The organism is Scandinavium sp. (assembly GCF_051650185.1).
Taxonomy (GTDB): Bacteria; Pseudomonadota; Gammaproteobacteria; order Enterobacterales; family Enterobacteriaceae; genus Scandinavium.
In genome coordinates this window covers 13321-35158 of the sequence record NZ_JBOFIN010000149.1, presented here as the reverse complement: position 1 = coordinate 35158, position 21838 = coordinate 13321, and the positions used below count along the sequence as shown (strand labels likewise).

Below are 21838 nucleotides of genomic sequence, written 5' to 3'. Positions count from 1 at the left end.
GGTTGCGGAGGCAATGGCCATGGTGCGAGCGCTGAACAAAATGACGAAAGCAGGTATGCCAGAAAGCGTGCGTATTGCCTGAAAACACAACCTGCTTCGGGGAGACTTACCCGAAATCTGATTTATTCAACAAAGCCGCTGGCAAAGAAGGCACCGATCAGTAGCGAGACAAAGGTCCAGAGGGTGACGTAGCTGGTGGCTTTCCGTGCCTTATCTGCCGCCTGCTGGGCTTTCAGCTTGGCCTCTTTCAGCTTCGCCTGAGCCTTTTCATAAGTGGCCTGAACGCGCTGCTCGGCTTCTTTTTGATCGATCCCCGTCGTTTGAGAAATGAGCTGAGCCACATACTGAAGGTCTTCAGGAGGAAGCGAACCGGTGCCGATGCTATTGGCAAAAATACCGGCGACTTCACCCATCTGGGCTGGCGTCACTGCTTGATGAGGTGCAGGCTGGCCTGCCGCCGATGAGTCTGTTGCGGCGGGGGGCGTGTAGGCGGCAGAGGGACTAGATCTGAACAACGACTGGATGAAATAGTGCATAGAGATCCCTGACACATTGGACGAATGACCTGCCATACTCGCTGCGCCGGTCAAGGAGGCAGCAGTGGCTCCGCCTGCTACGGACCCTACCACTTTTGCACTTCCGCCAACGATGGAGCTCACCGTTGCGGACAACAACACCGCCGAGACAAGCAGCGCGACGGCCCAGGTCAGAAAACCGTGTGCGGTATCGCGGAAGTAAACTTCATCCACGTGCGTATCCACCCATTTGGTGCGCAGTCGCCCGGCTAAATAGCCGCCCATTCCGGAGGCTACGATTTGAGTAAATGTTAGCCAGGCAATTGCCGCTATTCCCACGGTACCAGCGTCAAGGCCATGATTCTCCCAGGGAGAAACCGATGTCAGGCCTAATCCGGCACCCAGCATGAGTAGGATCAGCGCCAATGAGGCTGCCGCCGCAGCGCCGGCAAATATAGCTCCCCATGAAACGGCGCTGGGGCTATTCACCGCCGGTAAGGGGAGAGGCAAATCGGGATCGCGATGATGCACGACAGATTGATCGTAGATATTAGTCATTTCTGTTTTCCTTTAATGAGTCTGGCGTCCTGACGCCGATTTTTGCAGTGCGTTCAGAGGGAGCTAATTGAAATAAGAGGAAACACTATCTGGACGTAAATTGACGCTGATAGGATGAAAAAAATTATCGGAATAACCAATGAACTGAATGTGAAATAAAGAGCATAACCTCATGATCTCAGTGTGGTTCATATTTTTGCATTAACCATAAACAGCGACGAAAAGGTGACTGGGTATTGTAATTTTTTGTAAATAAGCGCGGTTGGCCTGCTTTCAATATAAATTATAATGTTAATTGTGTGAGTGTGATATGCAGCTTTTAGAGGAGGTAAAATAAAACAAAAATCGTGCCATATCTCAACCTTAAAAAAGCCATAATTTTAACTAAGAAATAGACTTACAATTATCCACTCTAAGCTTAGAGCATAAAAATCCGTTGTCATTAAGACAACGGATTTGAAATAACCATTGGCCGAACGGGCAATTCGGATTATGAGCAGCGTAACCGTTTTAGCCCTCAGGCGACGCCAGTCCCGCCATCAGAGCACCACACCTGGCCTGACGCGTAGGAGCACTCATCGGATGCCAGCAGAACATAGAGCGGGGCGATTTCGACGGGCTGGCCCGGGCGTCCCAGCGGGGTGTCTTCCCCAAACTGCTGTACCTTTTCCTGAGGCTGTCCTCCACTGGATTGCAGCGGTGTCCAATAGGGGCCTGGCGCAACCGCATTAACCCGAATGCCCCTGGGTCCAAGCTGCTTTGCCAGCGACTTCGTAAAAGCCACATTGCACGCTTTGGTCTGTGCGTAATCCAGTAGAATTTCGCCAGGCTTGAAGGCCTGAACCGATGAAGTGTTGATAATCACCGCCCCTTCTTTCAGGTGGCGCAGGGCAGCGCGTGTGATCCAGAACGGCGCATAAACGTTTGTTTTGAAGGTCGCATCAAAGGCCGCCGTCGTCAAATTCTCGATCGAATCGCAGAACTGCTGTCTGCCAGCGTTATTGACCAGAATATCCAGGCCGCCCAGCTCCGAGGCCGTGCGCTCTACCAGCGTTTCACAAAACGACTCCACCCGAATATCGCCAGCAATAGCGACGGCTCTGCGGCCTTCGGCCTGAATCAGGGTAATAACTTCCGCCGCATCCGATTCTTCTTCCGGCAAATAACCGATGGCCACATCAGCCCCTTCCCGGGCGTAAGCAATGGCGACGGCCCGGCCGATGCCTGAATCGCCTCCGGTAATGAGGGCCTTTTTACCGGCGAGCTTGCCCGAGCCTTTGTAGCTTTTCTCACCGTGATCAGGCTGCGGTTTCATCTCTGATGCCAGGCCTGGAGTAGGTTGGGGCTGCTCCACAAACGGCGGACGCGGATAAGATGGCGATTCGTTGTGTCCAGATGACATACCGACCTCCTTTATTTGTGAATATAAAGAATAGACAGTGCGGCACCCCTTTTCAGTCTGTCAGGCAGAATTCGGAATAGTCGGTACGTTCTTCTCCCCGGCGGCCTCGTTCAATAAGTCATACCAAAAGAGGGCAACCTCATTTTTCTCAGCAAGGGCGACGATGTCGTGATGAACCCTGTCGGTAAGTGAATGGCGCGGATTGCAGGGATGCTTACACACTATCGTTTTTCCTCCTGCTTTATTTTGGGTACAGTGAGGGCATTATCGTAAAATGTCACTTTTAGCGCAGGTAACACTCCAATGGCTTTAATCCCAAAAAACTACACCCGGCTGGAAAGCGGTTACCGCGAGAAAGCACTGAAAATTTATCCGTGGGTATGCGGACGCTGCTCGCGTGAATTTGTGTATTCGAATCTGCGTGAATTAACGGTTCACCACATCGACCATGACCACACCAACAACCCTGAAGACGGCAGTAACTGGGAATTGCTGTGCCTGTATTGTCATGACCACGAGCACTCGAAATACACAGAAGCGGATCAGTACGGCACCACGGTTGTGGCAGGGGAAGACGCGCAAAAAGACGTAGGCGAAGCCACCTACAACCCCTTCGCTGATTTAAAAGCGATGTTGAATAAGAAGAAGTAATTCCCCTCGATCAAAAAAGCCCGGCGCGTTTTACGGCCGGGCTTCGTGCATTTAGTGGAAATTAAACGCCTTGTTCCAGAATGCGAATATGGCTTTCCAGAACGTTGGCTTTCACCGCTTCACTCCACGCTTTCATGTGCGCGGTTTGCAGGTGGGCTTCCAGATGGGCCACGGTTTCCCACAGTTCCACCATCACGATGGAGTCCGGGGCGGTGGTCTGGAAACTCACGCCAGCGGCGTGATCGACCATTGGCGCGTAGCCATGGCAACCTTCTTCCTGCAAAACGGTAGGGATAATTTTCGCGAACTCATCCAGTACAGCCTGACGATGGTGCTGGCCCGGACGGGTACGAATTTCAGCAATCACAGTTAACATAGTTCAAGCGCTCCTTGTGTTCAGACCCTCAGTTAACCAAAAATCTCGCCAAGATGCTTGCGATATTCTGCGACATAACGAGGCACGTCAGGCATTTTGATCACGTCGTTGGCGATAAAGGTTGACAGGGCTTCCATCCCCAGGAACTGATTGGCTTTGTGGAAGGGCAGATAAGCGCCATCAACGCCCACGCCGTGGAAGAACTGGTCTTTCTCTGTAAAGGCTTCCATTGGGGCGTTCCAGGTCAGGGACAGCATGTATTTTTTGCCCTGAATCAGGCCACCGGAACCGTATTTCTTGCTCGCGTCAGAGCGGGTGCGGCCGTCGCTGGCGTACAGGGAACCGTGACCTTCGGTGAACACATCGTCGATGTATTTTTTCACGGTCCACGGGGCGCCCATCCACCAGCCTGGCATTTGCCAGATAACCGCATCAGCCCACAGGAAGTTCTGCACTTCCGCTTTCACGTCATAGTCGCTGTCGGCGCGAACAACACGGACTTCATGCCCGGCGTCGCGCAGGAAACCATCCGCGACCTCGGTCATGGTGTCGTTCAGTTGGCCGTTGGAGTGACCGAATTTTTTACCGCCGTTGATAATCAGGATCTTGCTCATGGTTACACCTCTGAAAACTAAGTTTGTCTGCCATTGTAACGCCGACACCGCAGCGGTGAAATTCGCAAAATGTGCAAAGTCTTTTGCTGTATGAGCAATAATCCCGTTACCAGCGAATGCGTGCGATGAAACCGCCTTCAGGCGCGTTGCCAAACGTCACGGACAGTTGGTGCAGCGAGGCGATGCGCCGCACGATAGACAATCCCAGGCCGCTGCCAGGTTCGTCCTGCCCGGGTGGGCGGTAAAAACGTTCGCCAATGCGGGCAAGCGCTTCCGGGCTTATCCCCGAACCGTTGTCGCGAACCGTGAACTGAGTAGTCTCAAGCGTGACATCCACCGTGCTGCCGCGTGGGCTGTAGCGAACGGCGTTATCGAGCAGATTGCGCACCAGCAGGCTGAGCAACAACGGCTGGCCTGTTCGGCTGACCTGAGCGTCGACAATGTTCAGACGGACTTCAATCCCCGCCTGCTGTGCAGGATGGTAAATATCCATCACCGCATACTGCAGTAAATCAGCCAGCGATACTCGCTCCACGTCATCCAGTTGCGAAAGGGAATCCAGCCTTGAAAGGGTCAGCAGCTGATCCACAAGGCGTGCGGCTCTGTCGATGCCGAAATGAAGCTGAGAGAGCGCTTTTTCGCGGCCTTCGGGATCGTCCATCGAAAGCTGGGCGACTTCCGTTTGCACCTTCAGCGCGGTCAGCGGGCTGCGCAGCTCGTGGGCGGCATCGGAGGTAAAACGTCGCTCGCGCATCATCATTTCATGCGAGCGAGTGAAAAGCTGATTCAGGGCTTCAACCAGCGGACGAACTTCCCCCGGCACGCCGGAAGTACTCAATGGCGAATCGGACTCTGGTGAGCGTTCCCGCAGTGTGCGGGTGAGTTTTTTCAGGGGAGCCAGCTCACGGCTAAGCAGCACAATCAGTAACAGCACCATCAGCGGCAGCGCGACCAACCACGGCGTCAGCTGCGAAGTGACAATTTCAATCGCCATCTCCTGGCGATAGGCCCACTCCTGGCCGACCACGATGCGATAGCGCCCGTCAGCAGTGGTGACCCATAAAAAGCGCCACTCGTCGTCGTCGTTGGTCAGCCCTCCATCGTCGAACCCTTCGCGGCGGTAGTGATAGGGAATATCCCGCCCGTTGTCGCCGTCGTTCACCACCATCCGTCCGTCGGCGGTATAAATAGCAAATGCCAGCGCGTCGTCGTCCAGATGCCCGTGTTTGATTTTCTTTTTGGTGCGCAGGGCCGGCGTGGTGACGTGCAGCTCGTTAAAGTCCATCACGCTCAGGCGCTTGGCGAACAGCATCTGCTGGGTATCAAACAGCTTGTCGAGCTTATGGGTGGTCTGCTGCCAGGCGATAAAGCTGGCGCAGATCCAGGCCACCAGCGTCAGCAGGATAAACAGCAGCGTCAGGCGCAGACGCAGGCTCAAGTGGCGCAGAAATCTCATTGGTCACCCAGGGTGTAGCCGATACCGTGTACCGTGCGGATAAAGTGGCTGCCGAGCTTGCGGCGCAGGTGATGGACGTGAACTTCCACGGCGTTACTGGAGACGTCATCGTCCCAGTTATACAGCTTCTCTTCGATAAGCTTGCGCGGCAGCACGCGGCCCGCATTGCGCATCAGCAATTCCAGCAGCGCGAACTCTTTAGGCTTGAGGGTTAACGCTTCCTCATTCAGGAAGGCGGTAAGGCTGTCAGGATTGAGCGTGACCGGCCCGTGGCTCAGCGCGTTGCTGGCCAGGCCGTGAGTGCGACGAATCAGCGCTTCCAGGCGAGCGGCCACTTCAATCAGGGCGAACGGTTTACACAGATAGTCATCAGCGCCAAGCCGAAGTCCTTCCACGCGCTGGGCGAGAGCATCACGTGCAGTGAGGATCAGCACGGGTTCTTTGCGGCCTGCGGCTCGCCATTCGCGCAGAATGTCCAGCCCATCGATGCCCGGCAAAGAGAGATCAAGAATAACGGCGTCAAACGGTGCGGTATAAAGCGCGGCTTTACCCTCTTCGCCGCGGGTAAACCAGTCCAGCGTAAAACCCATTTTGATGAGCCCGGCCTTCAGGCCATCGCCAATGAGTTTGTCGTCTTCTACCAGTAAAATTCGCATCCTTTCACCTCTTTACGAGCCCGTATTGCGGTCAGTAAACCCTTGCGGCACGGCGCTGTACAGCAAAAAATTATCTTTTTCCTTCTTAAGAAGTCGTTAAGATTCGCACGGTGTAATAAGGGTGAAACAGCATTTAAGGGAGAGAAAAGAATGAAGAAGATTTTTGCGATTGCCGCTATTACTGCGTTACTGTCAGCCCCGGTTTTTGCCGCCAATACTCAGGGCGGTTTTTCCGGCCCTGGAGCCACACAAACCGGCGGTTTTGTTGGGCCAGATAGCAGCGTCACCACCGTTGAAAAAGCAAAGTCCCTGCGCGATGACGCCTGGGTTACGCTGCGCGGGAATATCGTTGAGCGTCTTTCCGACGATCGCTATACCTTCAAAGATGCCAGCGGCACCGTGAATGTCGACATTGACCACAAGCGCTGGAATGGCGTTACCGTCACCCCGCAGGACGTGGTAGAAATTCAGGGTGAAGTCGATAAAGACTGGAACTCTGTTGAGATCGACGTGAAGCAAATCAGTAAAGTCAGCAAGTAATCCCCGTGCCGCCGTGTTCGCGGCGGCGCTGCTCCTTCCTTCTCGGGGCTGCATTGCGCAAGATCGGTCAGGATTGTTGCCGACCGAACGGGCAAAGTAGGTCATCAGGAGGATGCGATGAACGAAGCAATCACAACGGCGTACCGCGAACGTTTCACCATGGTCTGCGACTATATCGCGCGCCATCTGGATGAACCATTGACTCTGGAAATGTTGAGCAGCATGGCATGCTGTTCGCCGTACCATTTTCACCGTCAGTTTCTGGCGTTCAGCGGCCAGCCGTTGTACCGCTATATTCAATGGTTACGCCTGCGTCACGCTTCGTGGCGGCTGGCGTTTAAACCGCAGGATAAAATCATTGATATCGCCATGGATGCCGGGTTTCAGAATCCGGAATCGTTCAGCCGTGCCTTCAAAACCGCGTTTGGTAAAAGCCCTCGTCAGTTTCGACAACAGCCGGACTGGCTCGACTGGCACCAGCGCGTCCCGAAAATAGCCTCACAGGAGCCACAAACGATGGACGTGAAGATTGTCGATTTTCCACAAACCAAAGTCGCGATGCTGCAGCATCGCGGCAGCCCGGATTTGGTGAACGCCAGCGCGGCGAAATTTATCGAGTGGCGCAAAAGCACGGGCCTGTCACCGGTTCGCGAAAGCAAAACTTTCGGCATTGCCTGGGATGACCCGGCCACCACGCCGCCGGAAGCCTTCCGTTTTGATATCTGCGGTAGTGTTTCTGAAGCGATTCCGACGAACGACTTCGGCATTATCAACGGTGAAATTGAAGGTGGGCGCTATGCCGTCGGGCGTCATACAGGGTCGCTGGATAATCTTTCGCAGACCGTGTGGGCGCTGTTTCGCGACTGGCTACCGGGCAGCGGCGAAACCCTGCGCGATGCGCCTGCTTTCTTTCATTACCTCAATTTTGTGCACGATGTTCCGGAGCATGAATTGCAGACGGATATCTACCTGCCACTGAAATAACCGAAGCCGCCGGGCCTCCGGCGGCCCCCTGTGACTCCTCACGCGAGATAAGGTATTATCGCCCGATGCTTGCCGTCTGTACCCCAGTGCGGCGCAAAGATTGAGGAATACACATTAATGAGCGATATGGCAGAGCGCCTTGCGCTACATGAATTTACGGAAAAGGCTTATCTCGACTACTCCATGTACGTCATCATGGATCGTGCGTTGCCGTTTATCGGTGACGGACTGAAGCCTGTTCAGCGTCGTATTGTTTACGCAATGTCCGAGCTTGGCCTGAGCGCCAGCGCCAAATTCAAAAAATCCGCCCGTACCGTCGGTGACGTGCTGGGTAAATACCACCCGCACGGCGACAGCGCCTGCTATGAGGCGATGGTCCTGATGGCCCAGCCGTTCTCTTACCGTTACCCGCTGGTCGACGGTCAGGGAAACTGGGGTGCGCCGGACGATCCGAAATCCTTTGCCGCAATGCGTTATACCGAATCCCGTTTGTCGAAGTATGCCGAAGTGCTGCTGGGCGAATTGGGTCAGGGAACCGTTGACTGGGTCCCGAACTTTGACGGCACGATGCAGGAACCGCGCATGCTGCCCGCGCGCCTGCCGAACATTCTGCTGAACGGCACCACCGGCATCGCCGTGGGCATGGCGACAGACATTCCGCCGCATAACGTGCGTGAAGTCGCCAAAGCCGCTATCACCCTGATTGAACAGCCGAAAACCACGCTGGATGAGCTGCTGGATATCGTCCAGGGGCCGGATTATCCAACGGAAGCGGAGATCATCACTTCTCGCGCCGATATCCGCAAAATCTACCAGAGCGGTCGCGGCTCCGTGCGTATGCGCGCGGTCTGGAAGAAAGAAGACGGCGCCGTGGTGATCACCGCGTTGCCGCACCAGGTTTCGGGTGCAAAAGTGCTGGAGCAGATCGCCGCTCAGATGCGCAATAAAAAGCTGCCGATGGTCGACGACCTGCGCGACGAATCCGATCACGAAAACCCGACGCGTCTGGTTATCGTGCCGCGCTCTAACCGGGTCGATATGGAGCAGGTGATGAATCACCTGTTTGCCACCACCGACCTGGAAAAAAGCTACCGTATCAATATGAACATGATCGGTCTGGATAACCGTCCGTCGGTGAAAAACCTGCTGGAGATCCTGACCGAGTGGCTGGCCTTCCGTCGTGATACGGTGCGCCGCCGCCTGAATTTCCGTCTCGAAAAAGTGCTCAAACGCCTGCATATCCTCGAAGGTTTGCTGGTGGCGTTCCTCAACATCGACGAAGTGATCCACATCATCCGTACGGAAGATGAGCCGAAGCCGGAACTGATGTCCCGCTTTGGGATCAGCGAAACCCAGGCTGAAGCGATCCTCGAACTGAAATTACGTCACCTCGCCAAACTGGAAGAGGTGAAGATCCGCGGTGAGCAAAACGATCTGGAAAAAGAGCGCGATCAGATTCAGGCGCTTCTCGCTTCCGAGCGCAAGATGAACAACCTGCTGAAGAAAGAGCTGCAGGCCGATGCCGAAGCTTTCGGTGACGAACGTCGTTCTCCGCTGCACGAACGCGAAGAAGCGAAGGCGATGAACGAGCACGACATGCTGCCGTCAGAGCCGGTCACCATTGTGCTGTCTCAGATGGGCTGGGTGCGTAGCGCCAAAGGCCACGACATCGACGCCAAAGGGCTGAGCTATAAAGCGGGCGACAGCTGGAAATCTTCCGCGAAAGGGAAGAGCAACCAGCCTGTGGTGTTCGTCGACACGACCGGGCGCAGTTATGCCATCGATCCTGTCTCGTTGCCATCGGCACGCGGGCAGGGCGAGCCGCTCACCGGCAAGCTGACGCTGCCACCGGGGGCGACCGTCGAACATATGCTGATGGAAAATGACGATCGTAAACTGCTGATGGCGTCGGATGCGGGTTACGGCTTTGTCTGTACCTTCAGTGACCTGGTTGCGCGAAATCGCGCGGGTAAAACGCTGATTACGCTGCCAGAAAACTCACAGGTCATGCCGCCGCTGGTCATTGAAGATGAGTCCGACATGCTGCTCGCCATTACACAGGCTGGCCGCATGCTGATGTTCCCGGTCAGTGACCTGCCACAGCTCTCGAAAGGCAAAGGCAACAAGATAATCGGCATTCCGTCCGCAGATGCGGCGAAAGGCGCTGATGGTCTGGCACACCTGTACATCATTCCACCGCAGAGCACGCTGACCATTCACGTGGGCAAACGTAAGATCAAGCTGCGTCCGGAAGAACTGCAGAAGGTGACAGGCGAACGCGGTCGTCGCGGGACGCTGATGCGCGGTTTGCAGAAAATCGACAAAATCGATATCGACTCGCCGCTGCGCGCCAGCGCAGGTGACAGCGAAGAGTAACCCCATTGCCCCTTCCGCCCGGAAGGGGCTGTAAAATTTGCGGCAAAACCGTTGTTAATTCGTGCGTTGCGATTAACAATACCCTATTAAGGGTTCTGCAAGTTTCATCCTCTGACCGGTATATAATTCTAAGCGGTTAGGTTCTTAGAGGTAGCTATGCTATTGATTTTTCGCGCAATCATCGTTGTCATTTACTGCATTCTGGTGTGCATTTTTGGCTGTATCTATTGCCTGTTTAGCCCCCGTAATCCGAAGCATGTTGCGACGTTTGGTCATATGTTTGGTCGCCTGTCGCCAATTTTCGGCCTGAAAGTCGAGAAACGCTTACCGGAAGGGCATGAACATTTCGGCAATGCCATCTACATCGCTAACCATCAAAACAACTATGACATGGTGACGGCTGCCAATATCGTGTTACCGCCAACGGTCACGGTCGGCAAGAAAAGCCTGCTGTGGATCCCGTTCTTTGGTCAGCTCTACTGGCTGACAGGTAACCTGCTGATTGACCGTAATAATCGCGCCAAAGCACATGGCACCATTGCCAGCGTGGTCAATGCTTTTAAAGAACGCAAAATCTCTTTCTGGATGTTCCCGGAAGGGACCCGTAGCCGCGGTCGCGGCCTGCTGCCGTTCAAAACGGGCGCCTTTCACGCCGCCATTGCGGCTGGTGTACCGATCATTCCGGTGTGTGTTTCCAATACATCGAATAAAATTAATCTCAACCGCATCGACAACGGTCTGGTGATCGTTGAAATGCTGCCGCCTATCGACAGCACGCAATGGGGCAAAGATCAGGTTCGTGAGCTTGCGGCGCATTGCCGCGACATTATGAGTGCCAGAATCGATGAGCTCGATAGGGAAGTCGCTCGTCGCGAAGCGGAAAAAAAGAAAAAGTAAGCGCTTTCACGAGCCGGATGTCGGTGGTGAACGCAGTTTGGGAACGGTTTCCCTCTGTTTAGTTGTCAGTTTCATGGAGTTAATATGTCACTCAGTCGGCGTCAGTTTATTCAGGCATCAGGGATTGCGCTTTGTGCAGGAGCGGTGCCGCTGAGGGCAAATGCAGCGGGGCAACAGCCCGCGCTGCCGGTTCCACCGCTGCTGGAATCCCGTCGTGGACAACCTCTGTTTTTAACCCTGCAACGTGCTCACTGGTCTTTCACCCAGGGAACGCGTGCGCCAGTCTGGGGAGTGAATGGTCGCTATCTTGGGCCGACCATCCGCGTCTGGAACGGTGACGACGTAAAACTGATTTACAGCAACCGCCTGACGGAAAACGTGGCGATGACCATTCGTGGTCTTCAGGTGCCAGGCCCGTTGATTGGCGGAGCGGCGCGCATGATGTCACCGAATGCCGACTGGGCACCGGTGCTGCCGATTCGTCAAAGCGCGGCCACGCTCTGGTATCAGGCGAATACACCGAACCACATGGCGCAACAGGTTTACAGCGGTCTGGCCGGAATGTGGCTGGTGGAAGATGAGGTGAGTAAGTCTTTACCCATTCCGAATCACTATGGCGTGGACGACTTCCCGGTCATCATTCAGGACAAACGGCTGGATAACTTTGGCGCGCCGGAATACAGCGAGCCGGGCAGCGGCGGGTTTGTCGGCGATACGTTGCTGGTGAACGGCGCGCAAAGCCCTTATGTCGAAGTTTCTCGCGGCTGGGTGCGTCTGCGCTTGCTGAATGCCTCGAACTCTCGCCGTTATCAGCTGCAAATGAGTGACGGCCGTGCTCTGCATGTCATTTCCGGCGATCAAGGATTCCTGCCTGCGCCAGTCTCCGTCAAACAGCTCTCACTGGCTCCGGGCGAGCGTCGCGAAATCCTCGTTGACATGACCAATGGCGATGAAGTGTCGATTACCTGCGGCGAAGCGGCGAGCATCGTGGACCGTATTCGCGGCTTCTTCGAACCGTCGAGCATTTTGATTTCAACTCTGGTGCTGACGCTGCGCCCAACAGGCCTGTTGCCGCTGGTGACAGACAGCCTGCCAATGCGCCTGCTGCCGGAAGAAATCATGACCGGGACGCCAATCCGTAGCCGTGATTTCACGCTTGGCGACGATCCGGGCATCAACGGTCAGCTGTGGGACCCACAGCGCATCGACGTGACGGCCCAGCAGGGCACCTGGGAGCGCTGGACGCTGCGAGCCGACAGCCCGCAGTCCTTCCACATTGAAGGGGTGATGTTCCAGATCCGCAACGTGAATGGCGCAATGCCCTTCCCGGAAGACAGAGGCTGGAAAGACACGGTGTGGATCGACGGCCAGGTTGAACTCCTGGTTTACTACGGGCAGCCTTCGTGGCCCCATTTCCCGTTCCAGTTTGCCAGCCAGACGCTGGAACTGGCGGACCGCGGCTCGATTGGCCAGATGCTGGTGAACCCGGCGCCGTAAAGGCATGTTGCCTGGCGGCGCTTCGCTTGCACAGGCCTACAAAAATAGCGTCAAATTGTAGGCCGGGTCAGGCAGAGCCGCCACCCGGCAATGTACACCGTAAAATTCACGATATAAGCCATACACTCCGCATGGATAAAGGCCTCCCAATGTAATTTTCCCTCCCCGATCTGGCACACTCACCCGCATTCCCTTATAATCCCCGCCCTTTGAAGGTTCTTTTTTAACCACCCGGAAGCACTATGAGCGCAATTTCCCTGATCCAGCCGGATCGCGATCTCTTTTCCTGGCCTCAGTACTGGGCGGCCTGTTTTGGCCCGGCACCGTTTTTACCTATGTCTCGGGAAGAGATGGACCAACTTGGCTGGGATAGCTGCGACATCATTCTGGTAACAGGCGATGCCTACGTCGATCATCCAAGCTTCGGCATGGCTATCTGCGGACGTATGCTTGAGGCTCAGGGCTTCCGTGTGGGGATCATTTCTCAGCCTGACTGGAACAGCAAAGACGACTTTATGCGTCTCGGGAAACCGAACCTGTTCTTCGGCGTGACCGCGGGCAACATGGACTCGATGATCAACCGCTACACGGCTGACCGTAAGCTGCGTCACGACGATGCGTACACCGCCGATAACCTCGCGGGCAAACGTCCCGATCGCGCCACACTGGTGTACACCCAGCGCTGTAAAGAAGCCTGGAAAGATGTGCCGGTGATCCTCGGTGGTATCGAAGCGAGTCTGCGCCGTTCTGCGCACTACGACTACTGGTCTGATACCGTGCGCCGTTCGGTGCTGGTGGACTCCAAAGCTGACATGCTGATTTACGGCAACGGCGAGCGTCCGCTGGTGGAAGTCGCTCACCGTCTGTCGATGGGCGAGCTGGTGTCGGATATTCGCGATGTGCGTAACACCGCAATCATGGTGAAAGAAGCGCTGCCAGGCTGGAGCGGTGTGGATTCCACGCGTCTGGACACGCCGGGTAAAATCGATCCGATCCCACATCCTTACGGCGAAGATCTGCCGTGCGCTGACAACAAGCCCGTAGAGCCGAAAAAAGCTGAAGCCAAACGGATAACTGTGCAGCCACCGAAGCCAAAGCCGTGGGAGAAAACCTACGTGCTGCTGCCGTCCTACGAGAAAGTCAAAGGCGACAAAGTGCTCTATGCACACGCTTCCCGTATTCTGCACCATGAAACCAACCCAGGCTGTGCTCGCGCGCTGATGCAAAAACATGGCGATCGCTACATCTGGCTGAACCCGCCAGCTATCCCTCTCTCCACCGAAGAGATGGATAGCGTGTTTGCGCTGCCGTACAAACGTGTGCCGCATCCGGCATACGGCAACGCCCGTATCCCTGCGTATGAGATGATCCGCTTCTCGGTCAACATCATGCGCGGCTGCTTTGGGGGCTGTTCGTTCTGCTCCATCACCGAGCATGAAGGGCGTATTATTCAGAGCCGTTCCGAAGAGTCGATCATCAACGAGATCGAGGCCATTCGCGACACGGTTCCCGGTTTCACCGGTATTATCTCCGATCTTGGTGGCCCGACGGCCAACATGTACATGCTGCGCTGTAAGTCGCCGCGTGCGGAGCAAACCTGTCGTCGTCTCTCCTGTGTTTACCCGGATATCTGCCCGCACATGGACACCAACCATGAGCCGACGATCAATCTCTATCGTCGTGCGCGCGATCTGAAAGGCATCAAGAAGATCCTTATCGCGTCAGGCGTGCGTTATGACATCGCCGTAGAAGATCCGCGTTATATCAAAGAGCTGGCTACGCACCACGTGGGCGGCTATCTGAAGATAGCGCCAGAGCACACCGAAGAAGGCCCGCTGTCGAAAATGATGAAGCCGGGCATGGGCAGCTATGACCGCTTCAAAGAGCTGTTCGACACCTATTCTAAACAGGCCGGGAAAGAGCAGTATCTGATCCCTTACTTCATCTCTGCGCACCCTGGCACAACGGATGAAGACATGATCAACCTGGCGCTGTGGCTGAAGAAGAACCGCTTCCGTCTCGATCAGGTGCAGAACTTCTATCCGTCGCCGCTCGCGAACTCGACCACCATGTATTACACCGGCAAGAACCCGCTGAGTAAGATTGGCTATAAGAGTGAAGAGGTCTTTATCCCGAAAGGCGATAAGCAGCGCCGTCTGCATAAAGCCCTGCTGCGTTATCACGATCCGGCAGGCTGGCCGATGATTCGTCAGGCGCTGGAAGAGAAGGGAATGAAACACCTGATCGGCGGTCGCCGTGAGTGTCTGGTGCCTTCGCCAACGCTTGAGGAGATGCGTGAAGCGCGTCGTCAGAACCGCAACACACGTCCTGCGCTCACCAAGCACACGCCGGTATCGCATCAGCGTAATCCGGTTGCCGGTAAGCCAAATGCTGCCGCGAAAGGCAAGCCAGTCGCTAACGGCAAACCTGCCGCCAGACGAGCCGCTAAGCCATAAAAGAAAGCCCGGTCACTGACCGGGCTTTTTGCATTTTACGCTTAACCACCAAACTGATCGGGGTCCGGCCCAAGCCGTTTGCCCTGATCCAGTTTGGCTATCTCGCCCAGTTCATCTTTATCAAGACGGAAGTCCCAGACGTTGTAGTTCTCCGCTATGCGCGCCGGGGTGACTGATTTCGGGATAACCACCAGGCCGCTGTCCAGATGCCAGCGAATAACAATCTGTGCCGGGGTCTTGCCGTATTTTTCCGCCAGATGGCGAATGATGGTTCTTTCAAACACGCCTTCGCCACCCTGAGCCAGCGGGCTCCAGGATTCTGTCTGGATCTTGTGTGTGGCGTTCCAGGAATGCAGTTGACGCTGCTGCATCAGAGGATGAAGCTCTATCTGGTTGATGACCGGGCTGACGCCAGTTTCATCGATCAGCCGCTGCAGATGATTGATCTGGAAATTACAGACGCCAATGCTCTTCACCAGCCCCTGTTGTTGCAGCTCAATCATGCCCTTCCAGGCTTCGACGTAATGGTCAATCGCCGGAACGGGCCAGTGCATCAGATACAAATCGACAAAATCGAGCTGCAGCTTGTCGAGACTCTCCTGTAAAGCCTGAGCCGGACGCTTCTGATCGTCATTCCACAGCTTGGTGGTAATGAACAACTCGTCGCGTGCGACGCCTGCACTTTTCAGGGCCTTGCCTACGCCATCTTCGTTCTTGTACGCCGCGGCGGTATCAATCGACCGATAGCCGACCTCCAGCGCTTTATGAATGGCGGAAACGACTTCCTCGTTGCCTGCTTTCCACACGCCGAGGCCCAGCTGCGGCATGACATTGCCGTCCTGAAGCTTAATGAGTGTTGGATGAGTCATGCTTCCTCCCTCCTCCTTAGATAAAATTCACCGGGTAACATCTCGCTATCCGGTGAATGGGTAACACTAAGTCTGGTCGAAATACGAGAAAACGAAAGGTTAAGCGGAAATCCCTTAGCGTGCCGCTTCGTAAATGCGACGGCTGACTTCAAGGGTAATATCCTGATGTTCACCGATTTTCGTCATGCCGTGCTCTTCGAGTTTTTTCAGCAGCGCCGGGATAGTGCTGCCGTCCAGACCGTAGCCGGACAGGCGAGTCGGTACGCCCATTGCTTCGAAGAAATCACGGGTTGCCGCGATGGCCGCGTCGATGCGTGCGTCTTCAGATCCTTCGGTGATGTTCCACACGCGCTCTGCGTATTGCAGCAGTTTGGCGCGTTTGGTGTCACGTTTTTCATTCCACAGCGCAGGCAGAACAACGGCCAGCGTCTGAGCGTGATCCAGGCCGTGCATCGCTGTCAGTTCATGGCCCAGCATATGCGTTGCCCAGTCCTGCGGTACGCCAGCCCCAATCAGGCCGTTCAGCGCCTGAGTCGCAGCCCACATGACGTTGGCGCGCACATCGTAGTTTTCCGGCTCTTTCAGCGCTTTCGGGCCTTCTTCAACCAGCGTCAGCAGAATGCCTTCGGCGAAACGGTCCTGAATTTTGGCATTCACCGGATAAGTGACGTACTGCTCAACGGTATGAACAAACGCATCTACCACTCCGTTGGCAACCTGACGCGGCGGCAGGGTGTAGGTGTAAACCGGGTCAAGCACGGCAAAGACCGGGCGCACGAGCGGGTTCATAAACGCCTGTTTGTCGCCGGTGGTTTTACGGGAAATCACCGCACCCATGTTGGATTCGGAGCCTGTGGCTGGCAGTGTCAGCACAGAACCCATAGGAATCGCGCTTTCAATCTTGCTGCCGCCCGTTTGCAGGATTTCCCATGGATCAACGCCGTCTGCGTAATGGGCTGCCGCCGCGATGAATTTCGTGCCGTCCAGTACAGAACCGCCGCCAACAGCCAGCAGGAACGTGATTTTTTCTTCGCGGGCGAGGGTCACGGCGTTCATCAGCGTTTCGTAAGAAGGGTTTGGTTCGATACCACCAAACTCCAGCACGTCGAGGCCGTTCAGGGCACTCAGCACCTGATCCAGCACGCCGGTTTTCTTCACGCTGCCGCCGCCGTAAGTCACCAGAACTCGGGCATCGGCAGGAATTTGCGCACGCAGGTCGGCGATAGCGCCTTTGCCAAATAAAATGCGGGTTGGTGTGTGCAGGTCAAAATTAAACATAGCTTGTTCCCTTAAGTGCAGGTGAAAAAGAGGGCAGACGCGGTGCTGCCTGATGGAGTGTATTGTGGTCTTCCAGGGGGCCAGTCTCAATGCATATTCCTGCCATTGTCTTGCCCATTTCTCCAGAGGGCTGGAGGAAATGAACAGTAACGTTCACACTGTTGTCATCGAAACCTGCCCGGAATGTTATCCAGAATGAACCGCGAAGAGACCTGTCTGCTGCTGACAGATAAAATTAAGCAGCTGAAAAACAATGAAGAAAATCTCACCGCGCTGTTGCCGGATATCCGCCTTCTCTACGGCACGCAGCCCGGAACCCGCACGCCGGTGATGTACCAGCCAGGCATCGTTTTTCTCTTTTCGGGCCATAAAATCGGTCATATTAACGAACGCGTGTTTCGTTATGATGCCAATGAATACCTGTTATTAACTGTCCCGCTGCCGTTCGAATGTGAAACCTTTGCCACGCCGGAAGTGCCGCTGGCAGGATTGCGCCTGAATGTGGATATCCTGCAATTGCAGGAACTGCTGATGGACATCGGTGAAGACGAGCTGTTTCAGCCGTCGATGGCGGCGAGTGGGATCAACTCAGCGACCTTATCTGACGACATTCTGTGTGCGGCTGAGCGCCTGCTGGAGGTGATGGAACGCCCACTGGATGCGAGAATTCTCGGCAAACAGATTATTCGCGAGATGCTCTACCACGTGCTGATGGGGCCACGGGGCGGGGCATTGCTGGCGCTGGTCAGCCGCCAGACGCATTTCAGCCTGATTAGCCGGGTGCTGAAGCGAATTGAAAGCCAGTACACGGAAAACCTGAGCGTGGATCAGCTGGCGGCGGAGGCGAATATGAGCGTGTCGGCGTTTCACCATAACTTTAAATCTGTGACCAGCACCTCGCCGTTGCAGTATCTGAAAACCTACCGTTTGCACAAAGCGAGAATGATGATGGTGCACGACGGGCTGAAGGCCAGCACCGCGGCGATGAAGGTCGGCTATGAAAGTGCTTCCCAGTTCAGCCGTGAGTTTAAACGCTACTTTGGTTTAACGCCGGGGGAAGATGCGGCTCGCATTCGCGGGATGCAGGGGGTGTGATTGACTCTCTCCTGAGAAGGGAGAGGGGGCAAATCATTCCCTCGCCCCTTTGGGGAGAGGGTCAGGGTGAGGGGAAAAATCAGGCGCTGCAGTACTTCTTCTTAATCACCACAATCACCGTGCCGAGCAGGCCGCAGACCAGCAGGAAGATTGGCAGGATCATCAGGAAGGTCATCACCTGATCTTCGTGGCGTTTCACGAACGGGATCATGCTCAGTGCATAACCGAAGCTGGTGACGACGCCGACCCACAGCACAGCGCTTAACCAGTTAAAGAACTGGAAACGGCGGTTGGACAGGCCGGAAATGCCCGCCATGGTCGGCAGAAGGGTGCGAACAAACGCGAGGAAACGCCCGGCCAGCAGCGCCAGTAAGCCGTGGCGATCGAACATGCAGGTGGCACGCTCGTGATATTTAACGGGCAGTTGAGCCAGCCAGCCTTTGACCATTTTTGTGTTACCCAACCAGCGGCCCTGAATGTAGCTTAGCCAACAACCCAGGCTGGCGGCGGCGGTCAGGATTATCAGGGTTGGCATAAAACCCATTACCCCTTTTGCAATCAGGGCTCCCGCGAGCAGCAACAAGCTGTCTCCCGGCAGGAAAGACGCAGGCAGCAGACCATTTTCTAAAAACAATGTTGCAAACATGACCAGATAAACTACCCCCACAACGTGCGGGTCCGCCAGCGCGGTAAAATCATGTTGCCAAAGCGCGGCGACAATCTCCTGAATAACAACCATGGACTTTCCTGTGGACTGACATTTTCTGTGTAGTGTACTCCTGAATCGCCCGGGATGCCTTGATCCCGGGCGCAACAATGCAGGCAGTTTTAGCGGGGACTGTCTGAAATTGTGTCCATTGGGTTGCCACTTTACACGATGCGTTCGAAGCCCGCAGACAAATCGTGGATAAGATCGTCAACATTTTCTAAACCGATGTGCAGTCGTACCAGCGTCCCGCTGAAGTCCAGCTCTGCGTCCGGGCGAATGGCCGCCAGCTGCTCGGGCTGGTTGGCGAGGATCAGCGACTCGTAACCGCCCCAGGAATAGGCCATGCTGAAGAGGGTAAAATTATCCAGATACGCTGCCAGCTCGGCGTCATTGAGCCGTTTTTTGAGAACAAATGAGAATAAACCGCTGCTACCCGTAAAGTCTCGTTTCCAGAACTCATGGCCTTTACTTCCCGGTAACGCCGGATGATTGACGCGTTCAACCTGTGGATGCTGAGCTAACCATTCGGCAATTTTCAGGCTGCTTTCGTGATGCTGTCGTAAACGTACACCCAGCGTTCTCAGGCCACGGCTGGTCATGTAGGCCGTATCGGCATCCACCATCTGGCCCATCAGGTAGGCATTTTCACGCAGTTGATCCCAACAGCGAGCGTTAGACACCGCCGTGCCGATCATGCCGTCGGAATGGCCAATGAGGTATTTGGTCGCCGCCTGAATGGAGATGTCGATGTCGAAATCCAGCGCTTTAAACAGCACGCCAGCGGCCCAGGTGTTGTCGATCATAATAATCGCTTCAGGGGCCACGCGGCGAACGGCAGCCACAATGGCGGGCACATCATGCACTTCCATGGTGATAGAGCCTGGAGATTCCAGAAACACCACTTTGGTGTTTGGCTGGATCAGCTTTTCGATATCAGCACCAATCAGTGGATCAAACCAGCCGGTGGTCACGCCCAGTTTGGCGAGAATTTTGGTGCAGAAATCCTGGCTTGGCTCGTACGCGGTGTTGGTCATCAGGACGTGATCGCCCTGTTCCACAAAGGCCAGGATAGTATTGGCAACAGCCGCCGCGCCGCAAGGGAACAGCGCACAGCCCGCGCCGCCTTCCAGTTCGCACATGGCTTCCTGCAAAGAGAAATGGGTCAGCGTGCCGCGACGACCATAGAAGAGCTCGCCTTTGGCGCGATTGCGGGTGGCGTGCTTTTTGGCCTCGACAGTCTCGAAGACAAGGGATGAGGCGCGCTGAATGACGCTGTTCACCGAGCCCTGAGTGTATTTTTTACTGCGCCCGGCGTTCACCAGCACGGTATCAAGTTGCTTATCGGACATGTTCGCGTTACCTGTTTTTATACGTCTGGACGTCTAAACTAGCATGATTGTCAGGTGAAGTGCGATGGCTTCACCGATAAAGCAGAAAATTTTGTCATCTCGCCGCTAAGCCTCTTTTTACTGCGTAAGCGCAATGAAAAGTAGCCATGATTGCGTCAGTATGTAAATAGTAATGAGAACGACTATCAATTCGACGACGTTTTGATATTATTACGCTCAGATTTTGTGATTTAGATCCTGGAGATACAGAGTGGGTAATAATTTGATGCAGGCGGATCTCTCCGTTTGGGGTATGTATCATCATGCCGACATCGTAGTGAAGGTGGTTATGATCGGCCTGATTCTGGCATCGGTCATCACCTGGGCCATCTTCTTCAGCAAAAGCACCGAACTGTTAACGCAAAAGCGCCGCCTCAAGCGCGAACAGCAGCTGTTAGCCGAAGCACGTTCACTGAACCAGGCGTCTGACATTGCCTCTTCCTTCCAGGCCAAAAGCCTCAGCACGTTACTGATTAATGAAGCGCAGAACGAGCTGGAACTCTCCGCGGGTGCCGAAGATAACGAAGGCATTAAAGAGCGTACCGGTTTTCGTCTGGAACGCCGCGTTGCCGCTGCGGGTCGTCACATGGGCCGTGGCAACGGCTATCTGGCCACCATCGGTGCCATTTCTCCGTTTATCGGTCTGTTCGGTACCGTTTGGGGCATCATGAACAGCTTTATCGGCATCGCTCAAACCCAGACGACGAACCTGGCTGTCGTCGCGCCGGGTATCGCCGAAGCGCTGCTGGCAACCGCGATTGGCCTGTTTGCTGCTATTCCGGCAGTCGTTATCTACAACGTCTTTGCTCGTATGATTGGCAGCCACAAAGCGCTGCTGGGTGATGTAGCCGCGCAGGTTCTGCTGCTGCAAAGCCGTGACCTCGACCTCAATGCCAGCGGTTCACAGCCGGTGCGTACCGCCCAGAAATTACGGGTAGGGTGATAGCCAATGGCAATGCGTCTCAACGAAAACCTGGACGATAACGGCGAAATGCATGAAATCAACGTGACGCCGTTTATCGACGTCATGCTGGTTTTGCTGATCATCTTCATGGTGGCTGCGCCGCTCGCGACCGTTGACGTGAAAGTGAATTTACCTGCCTCTTCCAGTCAGCCGCAGCCGCGCCCGGAAAAACCTGTTTACCTGACCGTTAAAGCGGATAACAGCATGTTCCTTGGCAACGATCCGGTGAGCGACGAGACGATGGTGAACGCCATCAACTCGCTGACGGAAGGCAAGAAAGACACCACTATCTTCTTCCGCGCGGATAAAACCGTGAACTACGAAACGATGATGAAAGTGATGGATACGCTGCATCAGGCCGGGTATCTGAAGATTGGCCTGGTGGGTGAAGAACACGCTGCGGCAAAATAATGCCCCGTTATTGAAAAGAACCGGCCTTGCGCCGGTTTTTTTATGCCACAGAAAACGCTGTCCAAACGCGACTTTATCGAGCGTTACGTCGCCCAAAACAGAACCGCTATCTTACTGATATATCATGTTTTTAGGTTTTTACTTCG

Annotated in this window: 21 protein-coding genes; 11 read left to right on the top strand and 10 right to left on the bottom strand. The window is 55.0% G+C overall.

Annotated elements, in window-relative coordinates:
- Window positions 1-82 (top strand): hypothetical protein (locus ACRCWW_RS21180; protein ID WP_259293634.1); only part of this gene is annotated, 82 nt, incomplete at its 5' end.
- A gap of 40 nt (window positions 83-122) precedes the next feature.
- On the opposite strand, the gene ACRCWW_RS21175 is transcribed toward ACRCWW_RS21180, so the two are convergent.
- Both ACRCWW_RS21175 and ACRCWW_RS21170 read right to left on the bottom strand, forming a co-directional pair.
- Complete coding sequence (locus ACRCWW_RS21175) at window positions 123-1073, bottom strand: hypothetical protein (protein WP_438684166.1); 951 nt, start codon at window positions 1071-1073, stop codon at window positions 123-125.
- 517 nt (window positions 1074-1590) lie between these two features.
- Complete coding sequence (locus ACRCWW_RS21170; RefSeq protein WP_438684165.1) at window positions 1591-2475, bottom strand: SDR family oxidoreductase; 885 nt, start codon at window positions 2473-2475, stop codon at window positions 1591-1593.
- Between the two features lie 303 nt (window positions 2476-2778).
- Between ACRCWW_RS21170 and yajD the strand changes: the two genes are divergently transcribed.
- Window positions 2779-3126, top strand: a complete 348-nt coding sequence (yajD, locus tag ACRCWW_RS21165; protein ID WP_008106321.1) for an HNH nuclease YajD — start codon at window positions 2779-2781, stop codon at window positions 3124-3126.
- Between the two features lie 61 nt (window positions 3127-3187).
- On the opposite strand, the gene ACRCWW_RS21160 is transcribed toward yajD, so the two are convergent.
- The 4 genes from ACRCWW_RS21160 to qseB form a co-directional block, all read right to left on the bottom strand.
- Window positions 3188-3502, bottom strand: coding sequence for a putative quinol monooxygenase (locus tag ACRCWW_RS21160; protein WP_404658840.1), 315 nt, complete (start codon window positions 3500-3502; stop codon window positions 3188-3190).
- A gap of 32 nt (window positions 3503-3534) precedes the next feature.
- The gene (locus tag ACRCWW_RS21155) at window positions 3535-4116 is read right to left on the bottom strand and encodes an NAD(P)H-dependent oxidoreductase (protein ID WP_438684164.1); all 582 of its coding nucleotides are present in this window, start codon (window positions 4114-4116) and stop codon (window positions 3535-3537) included.
- 106 nt (window positions 4117-4222) lie between these two features.
- Entirely contained in the window at window positions 4223-5572 is a 1350-nt protein-coding gene (gene qseC, locus ACRCWW_RS21150; RefSeq protein ID WP_438684163.1) for a quorum sensing histidine kinase QseC, read from the bottom strand.
- Window positions 5569-6228, bottom strand: coding sequence for a quorum sensing response regulator transcription factor QseB (qseB, locus tag ACRCWW_RS21145; RefSeq protein ID WP_438684162.1), 660 nt, complete (start codon window positions 6226-6228; stop codon window positions 5569-5571). The genes qseC and qseB overlap by 4 nt, the downstream gene beginning before the upstream one ends.
- A gap of 150 nt (window positions 6229-6378) precedes the next feature.
- Here qseB and ACRCWW_RS21140 point away from each other — a divergent pair, with 150 nt between their 5' ends.
- From ACRCWW_RS21140 to ACRCWW_RS21115, 6 genes are all read left to right on the top strand, one after another.
- Entirely contained in the window at window positions 6379-6768 is a 390-nt protein-coding gene (locus ACRCWW_RS21140; protein ID WP_438684161.1) for a YgiW/YdeI family stress tolerance OB fold protein, read from the top strand.
- A gap of 117 nt (window positions 6769-6885) precedes the next feature.
- The gene (locus tag ACRCWW_RS21135; RefSeq protein WP_438684160.1) at window positions 6886-7752 is read left to right on the top strand and encodes an AraC family transcriptional regulator; all 867 of its coding nucleotides are present in this window, start codon (window positions 6886-6888) and stop codon (window positions 7750-7752) included.
- Between the two features lie 117 nt (window positions 7753-7869).
- A complete protein-coding gene (parC, locus tag ACRCWW_RS21130; RefSeq protein WP_438684159.1) occupies window positions 7870-10128 on the top strand; it encodes a DNA topoisomerase IV subunit A in 2259 nt (752 codons plus the stop codon).
- 156 nt (window positions 10129-10284) lie between these two features.
- The gene (locus tag ACRCWW_RS21125; protein ID WP_438684158.1) at window positions 10285-11025 is read left to right on the top strand and encodes a 1-acylglycerol-3-phosphate O-acyltransferase; all 741 of its coding nucleotides are present in this window, start codon (window positions 10285-10287) and stop codon (window positions 11023-11025) included.
- An 84-nt stretch (window positions 11026-11109) separates the two neighbouring features.
- Window positions 11110-12522 carry a cell division protein FtsP gene (ftsP, locus tag ACRCWW_RS21120; protein WP_438684157.1) on the top strand — a complete coding sequence of 471 codons (1413 nt, stop codon included), beginning with the start codon at window positions 11110-11112 and terminating at the stop codon, window positions 12520-12522.
- Between the two features lie 242 nt (window positions 12523-12764).
- Window positions 12765-14978 carry a YgiQ family radical SAM protein gene (locus ACRCWW_RS21115; protein ID WP_438684156.1) on the top strand — a complete coding sequence of 738 codons (2214 nt, stop codon included), beginning with the start codon at window positions 12765-12767 and terminating at the stop codon, window positions 14976-14978.
- Window positions 14979-15019: 41 nt separating this feature from the next.
- Here ACRCWW_RS21115 and dkgA read toward each other — a convergent pair whose 3' ends face one another.
- Both dkgA and yqhD read right to left on the bottom strand, forming a co-directional pair.
- Window positions 15020-15847, bottom strand: a complete 828-nt coding sequence (gene dkgA, locus ACRCWW_RS21110) for a 2,5-didehydrogluconate reductase DkgA (protein WP_438684155.1) — start codon at window positions 15845-15847, stop codon at window positions 15020-15022.
- Window positions 15848-15961: 114 nt separating this feature from the next.
- A complete protein-coding gene (yqhD, locus tag ACRCWW_RS21105) occupies window positions 15962-17125 on the bottom strand; it encodes an alcohol dehydrogenase (RefSeq protein ID WP_438684154.1) in 1164 nt (387 codons plus the stop codon).
- Window positions 17126-17320: 195 nt separating this feature from the next.
- Between yqhD and ACRCWW_RS21100 the strand changes: the two genes are divergently transcribed.
- Window positions 17321-18220: an AraC family transcriptional regulator gene (locus ACRCWW_RS21100; protein ID WP_438684153.1), complete on the top strand. Its 900-nt coding sequence runs from the start codon at window positions 17321-17323 to the stop codon at window positions 18218-18220.
- A gap of 79 nt (window positions 18221-18299) precedes the next feature.
- Here ACRCWW_RS21100 and yghB read toward each other — a convergent pair whose 3' ends face one another.
- Entirely contained in the window at window positions 18300-18959 is a 660-nt protein-coding gene (yghB, locus tag ACRCWW_RS21095) for a DedA family general envelope maintenance protein YghB (RefSeq protein WP_438684152.1), read from the bottom strand.
- 131 nt (window positions 18960-19090) lie between these two features.
- On the bottom strand, window positions 19091-20278 hold the full coding sequence (gene metC, locus ACRCWW_RS21090) for a cystathionine beta-lyase (RefSeq protein ID WP_438684151.1): 1188 nt from the start codon (window positions 20276-20278) through the stop codon (window positions 19091-19093).
- 250 nt (window positions 20279-20528) lie between these two features.
- Between metC and exbB the strand changes: the two genes are divergently transcribed.
- A complete protein-coding gene (exbB, locus tag ACRCWW_RS21085; protein WP_438684150.1) occupies window positions 20529-21260 on the top strand; it encodes a tol-pal system-associated acyl-CoA thioesterase in 732 nt (243 codons plus the stop codon).
- A 6-nt stretch (window positions 21261-21266) separates the two neighbouring features.
- Entirely contained in the window at window positions 21267-21692 is a 426-nt protein-coding gene (gene exbD, locus ACRCWW_RS21080; protein WP_404659933.1) for a TonB system transport protein ExbD, read from the top strand.
- Window positions 21693-21838 lie beyond the last annotated feature (146 nt).

Bases quoted from the DNA above. Each gene is read 5' to 3' on its own strand.
- ACRCWW_RS21175 (WP_438684166.1), bottom strand. From the start codon at position 1,073: ATGACTAATATCTACGATCAATCTGTCGTGCATCATCGCGATCCCGAT.
- ACRCWW_RS21115 (WP_438684156.1), top strand. From the start codon at position 12,765: ATGAGCGCAATTTCCCTGATCCAGCCGGATCGCGATCTCTTTTCCTGG.
- qseC (WP_438684163.1), bottom strand. From the start codon at position 5,572: ATGAGATTTCTGCGCCACTTGAGCCTGCGTCTGCGCCTGACGCTGCTG.
- yajD (WP_008106321.1), top strand. From the start codon at position 2,779: ATGGCTTTAATCCCAAAAAACTACACCCGGCTGGAAAGCGGTTACCGC.
- ACRCWW_RS21125 (WP_438684158.1), top strand. From the start codon at position 10,285: ATGCTATTGATTTTTCGCGCAATCATCGTTGTCATTTACTGCATTCTG.
- yghB (WP_438684152.1), bottom strand. From the start codon at position 18,959: ATGGTTGTTATTCAGGAGATTGTCGCCGCGCTTTGGCAACATGATTTT.
- dkgA (WP_438684155.1), bottom strand. From the start codon at position 15,847: ATGACTCATCCAACACTCATTAAGCTTCAGGACGGCAATGTCATGCCG.
- parC (WP_438684159.1), top strand. From the start codon at position 7,870: ATGAGCGATATGGCAGAGCGCCTTGCGCTACATGAATTTACGGAAAAG.
- ACRCWW_RS21140 (WP_438684161.1), top strand. From the start codon at position 6,379: ATGAAGAAGATTTTTGCGATTGCCGCTATTACTGCGTTACTGTCAGCC.
- ACRCWW_RS21170 (WP_438684165.1), bottom strand. From the start codon at position 2,475: ATGTCATCTGGACACAACGAATCGCCATCTTATCCGCGTCCGCCGTTT.
- exbD (WP_404659933.1), top strand. From the start codon at position 21,267: ATGGCAATGCGTCTCAACGAAAACCTGGACGATAACGGCGAAATGCAT.
- ACRCWW_RS21135 (WP_438684160.1), top strand. From the start codon at position 6,886: ATGAACGAAGCAATCACAACGGCGTACCGCGAACGTTTCACCATGGTC.
- ACRCWW_RS21160 (WP_404658840.1), bottom strand. From the start codon at position 3,502: ATGTTAACTGTGATTGCTGAAATTCGTACCCGTCCGGGCCAGCACCAT.
- ACRCWW_RS21155 (WP_438684164.1), bottom strand. From the start codon at position 4,116: ATGAGCAAGATCCTGATTATCAACGGCGGTAAAAAATTCGGTCACTCC.
- metC (WP_438684151.1), bottom strand. From the start codon at position 20,278: ATGTCCGATAAGCAACTTGATACCGTGCTGGTGAACGCCGGGCGCAGT.
- ftsP (WP_438684157.1), top strand. From the start codon at position 11,110: ATGTCACTCAGTCGGCGTCAGTTTATTCAGGCATCAGGGATTGCGCTT.
- qseB (WP_438684162.1), bottom strand. From the start codon at position 6,228: ATGCGAATTTTACTGGTAGAAGACGACAAACTCATTGGCGATGGCCTG.
- ACRCWW_RS21100 (WP_438684153.1), top strand. From the start codon at position 17,321: ATGAACCGCGAAGAGACCTGTCTGCTGCTGACAGATAAAATTAAGCAG.
- yqhD (WP_438684154.1), bottom strand. From the start codon at position 17,125: ATGTTTAATTTTGACCTGCACACACCAACCCGCATTTTATTTGGCAAA.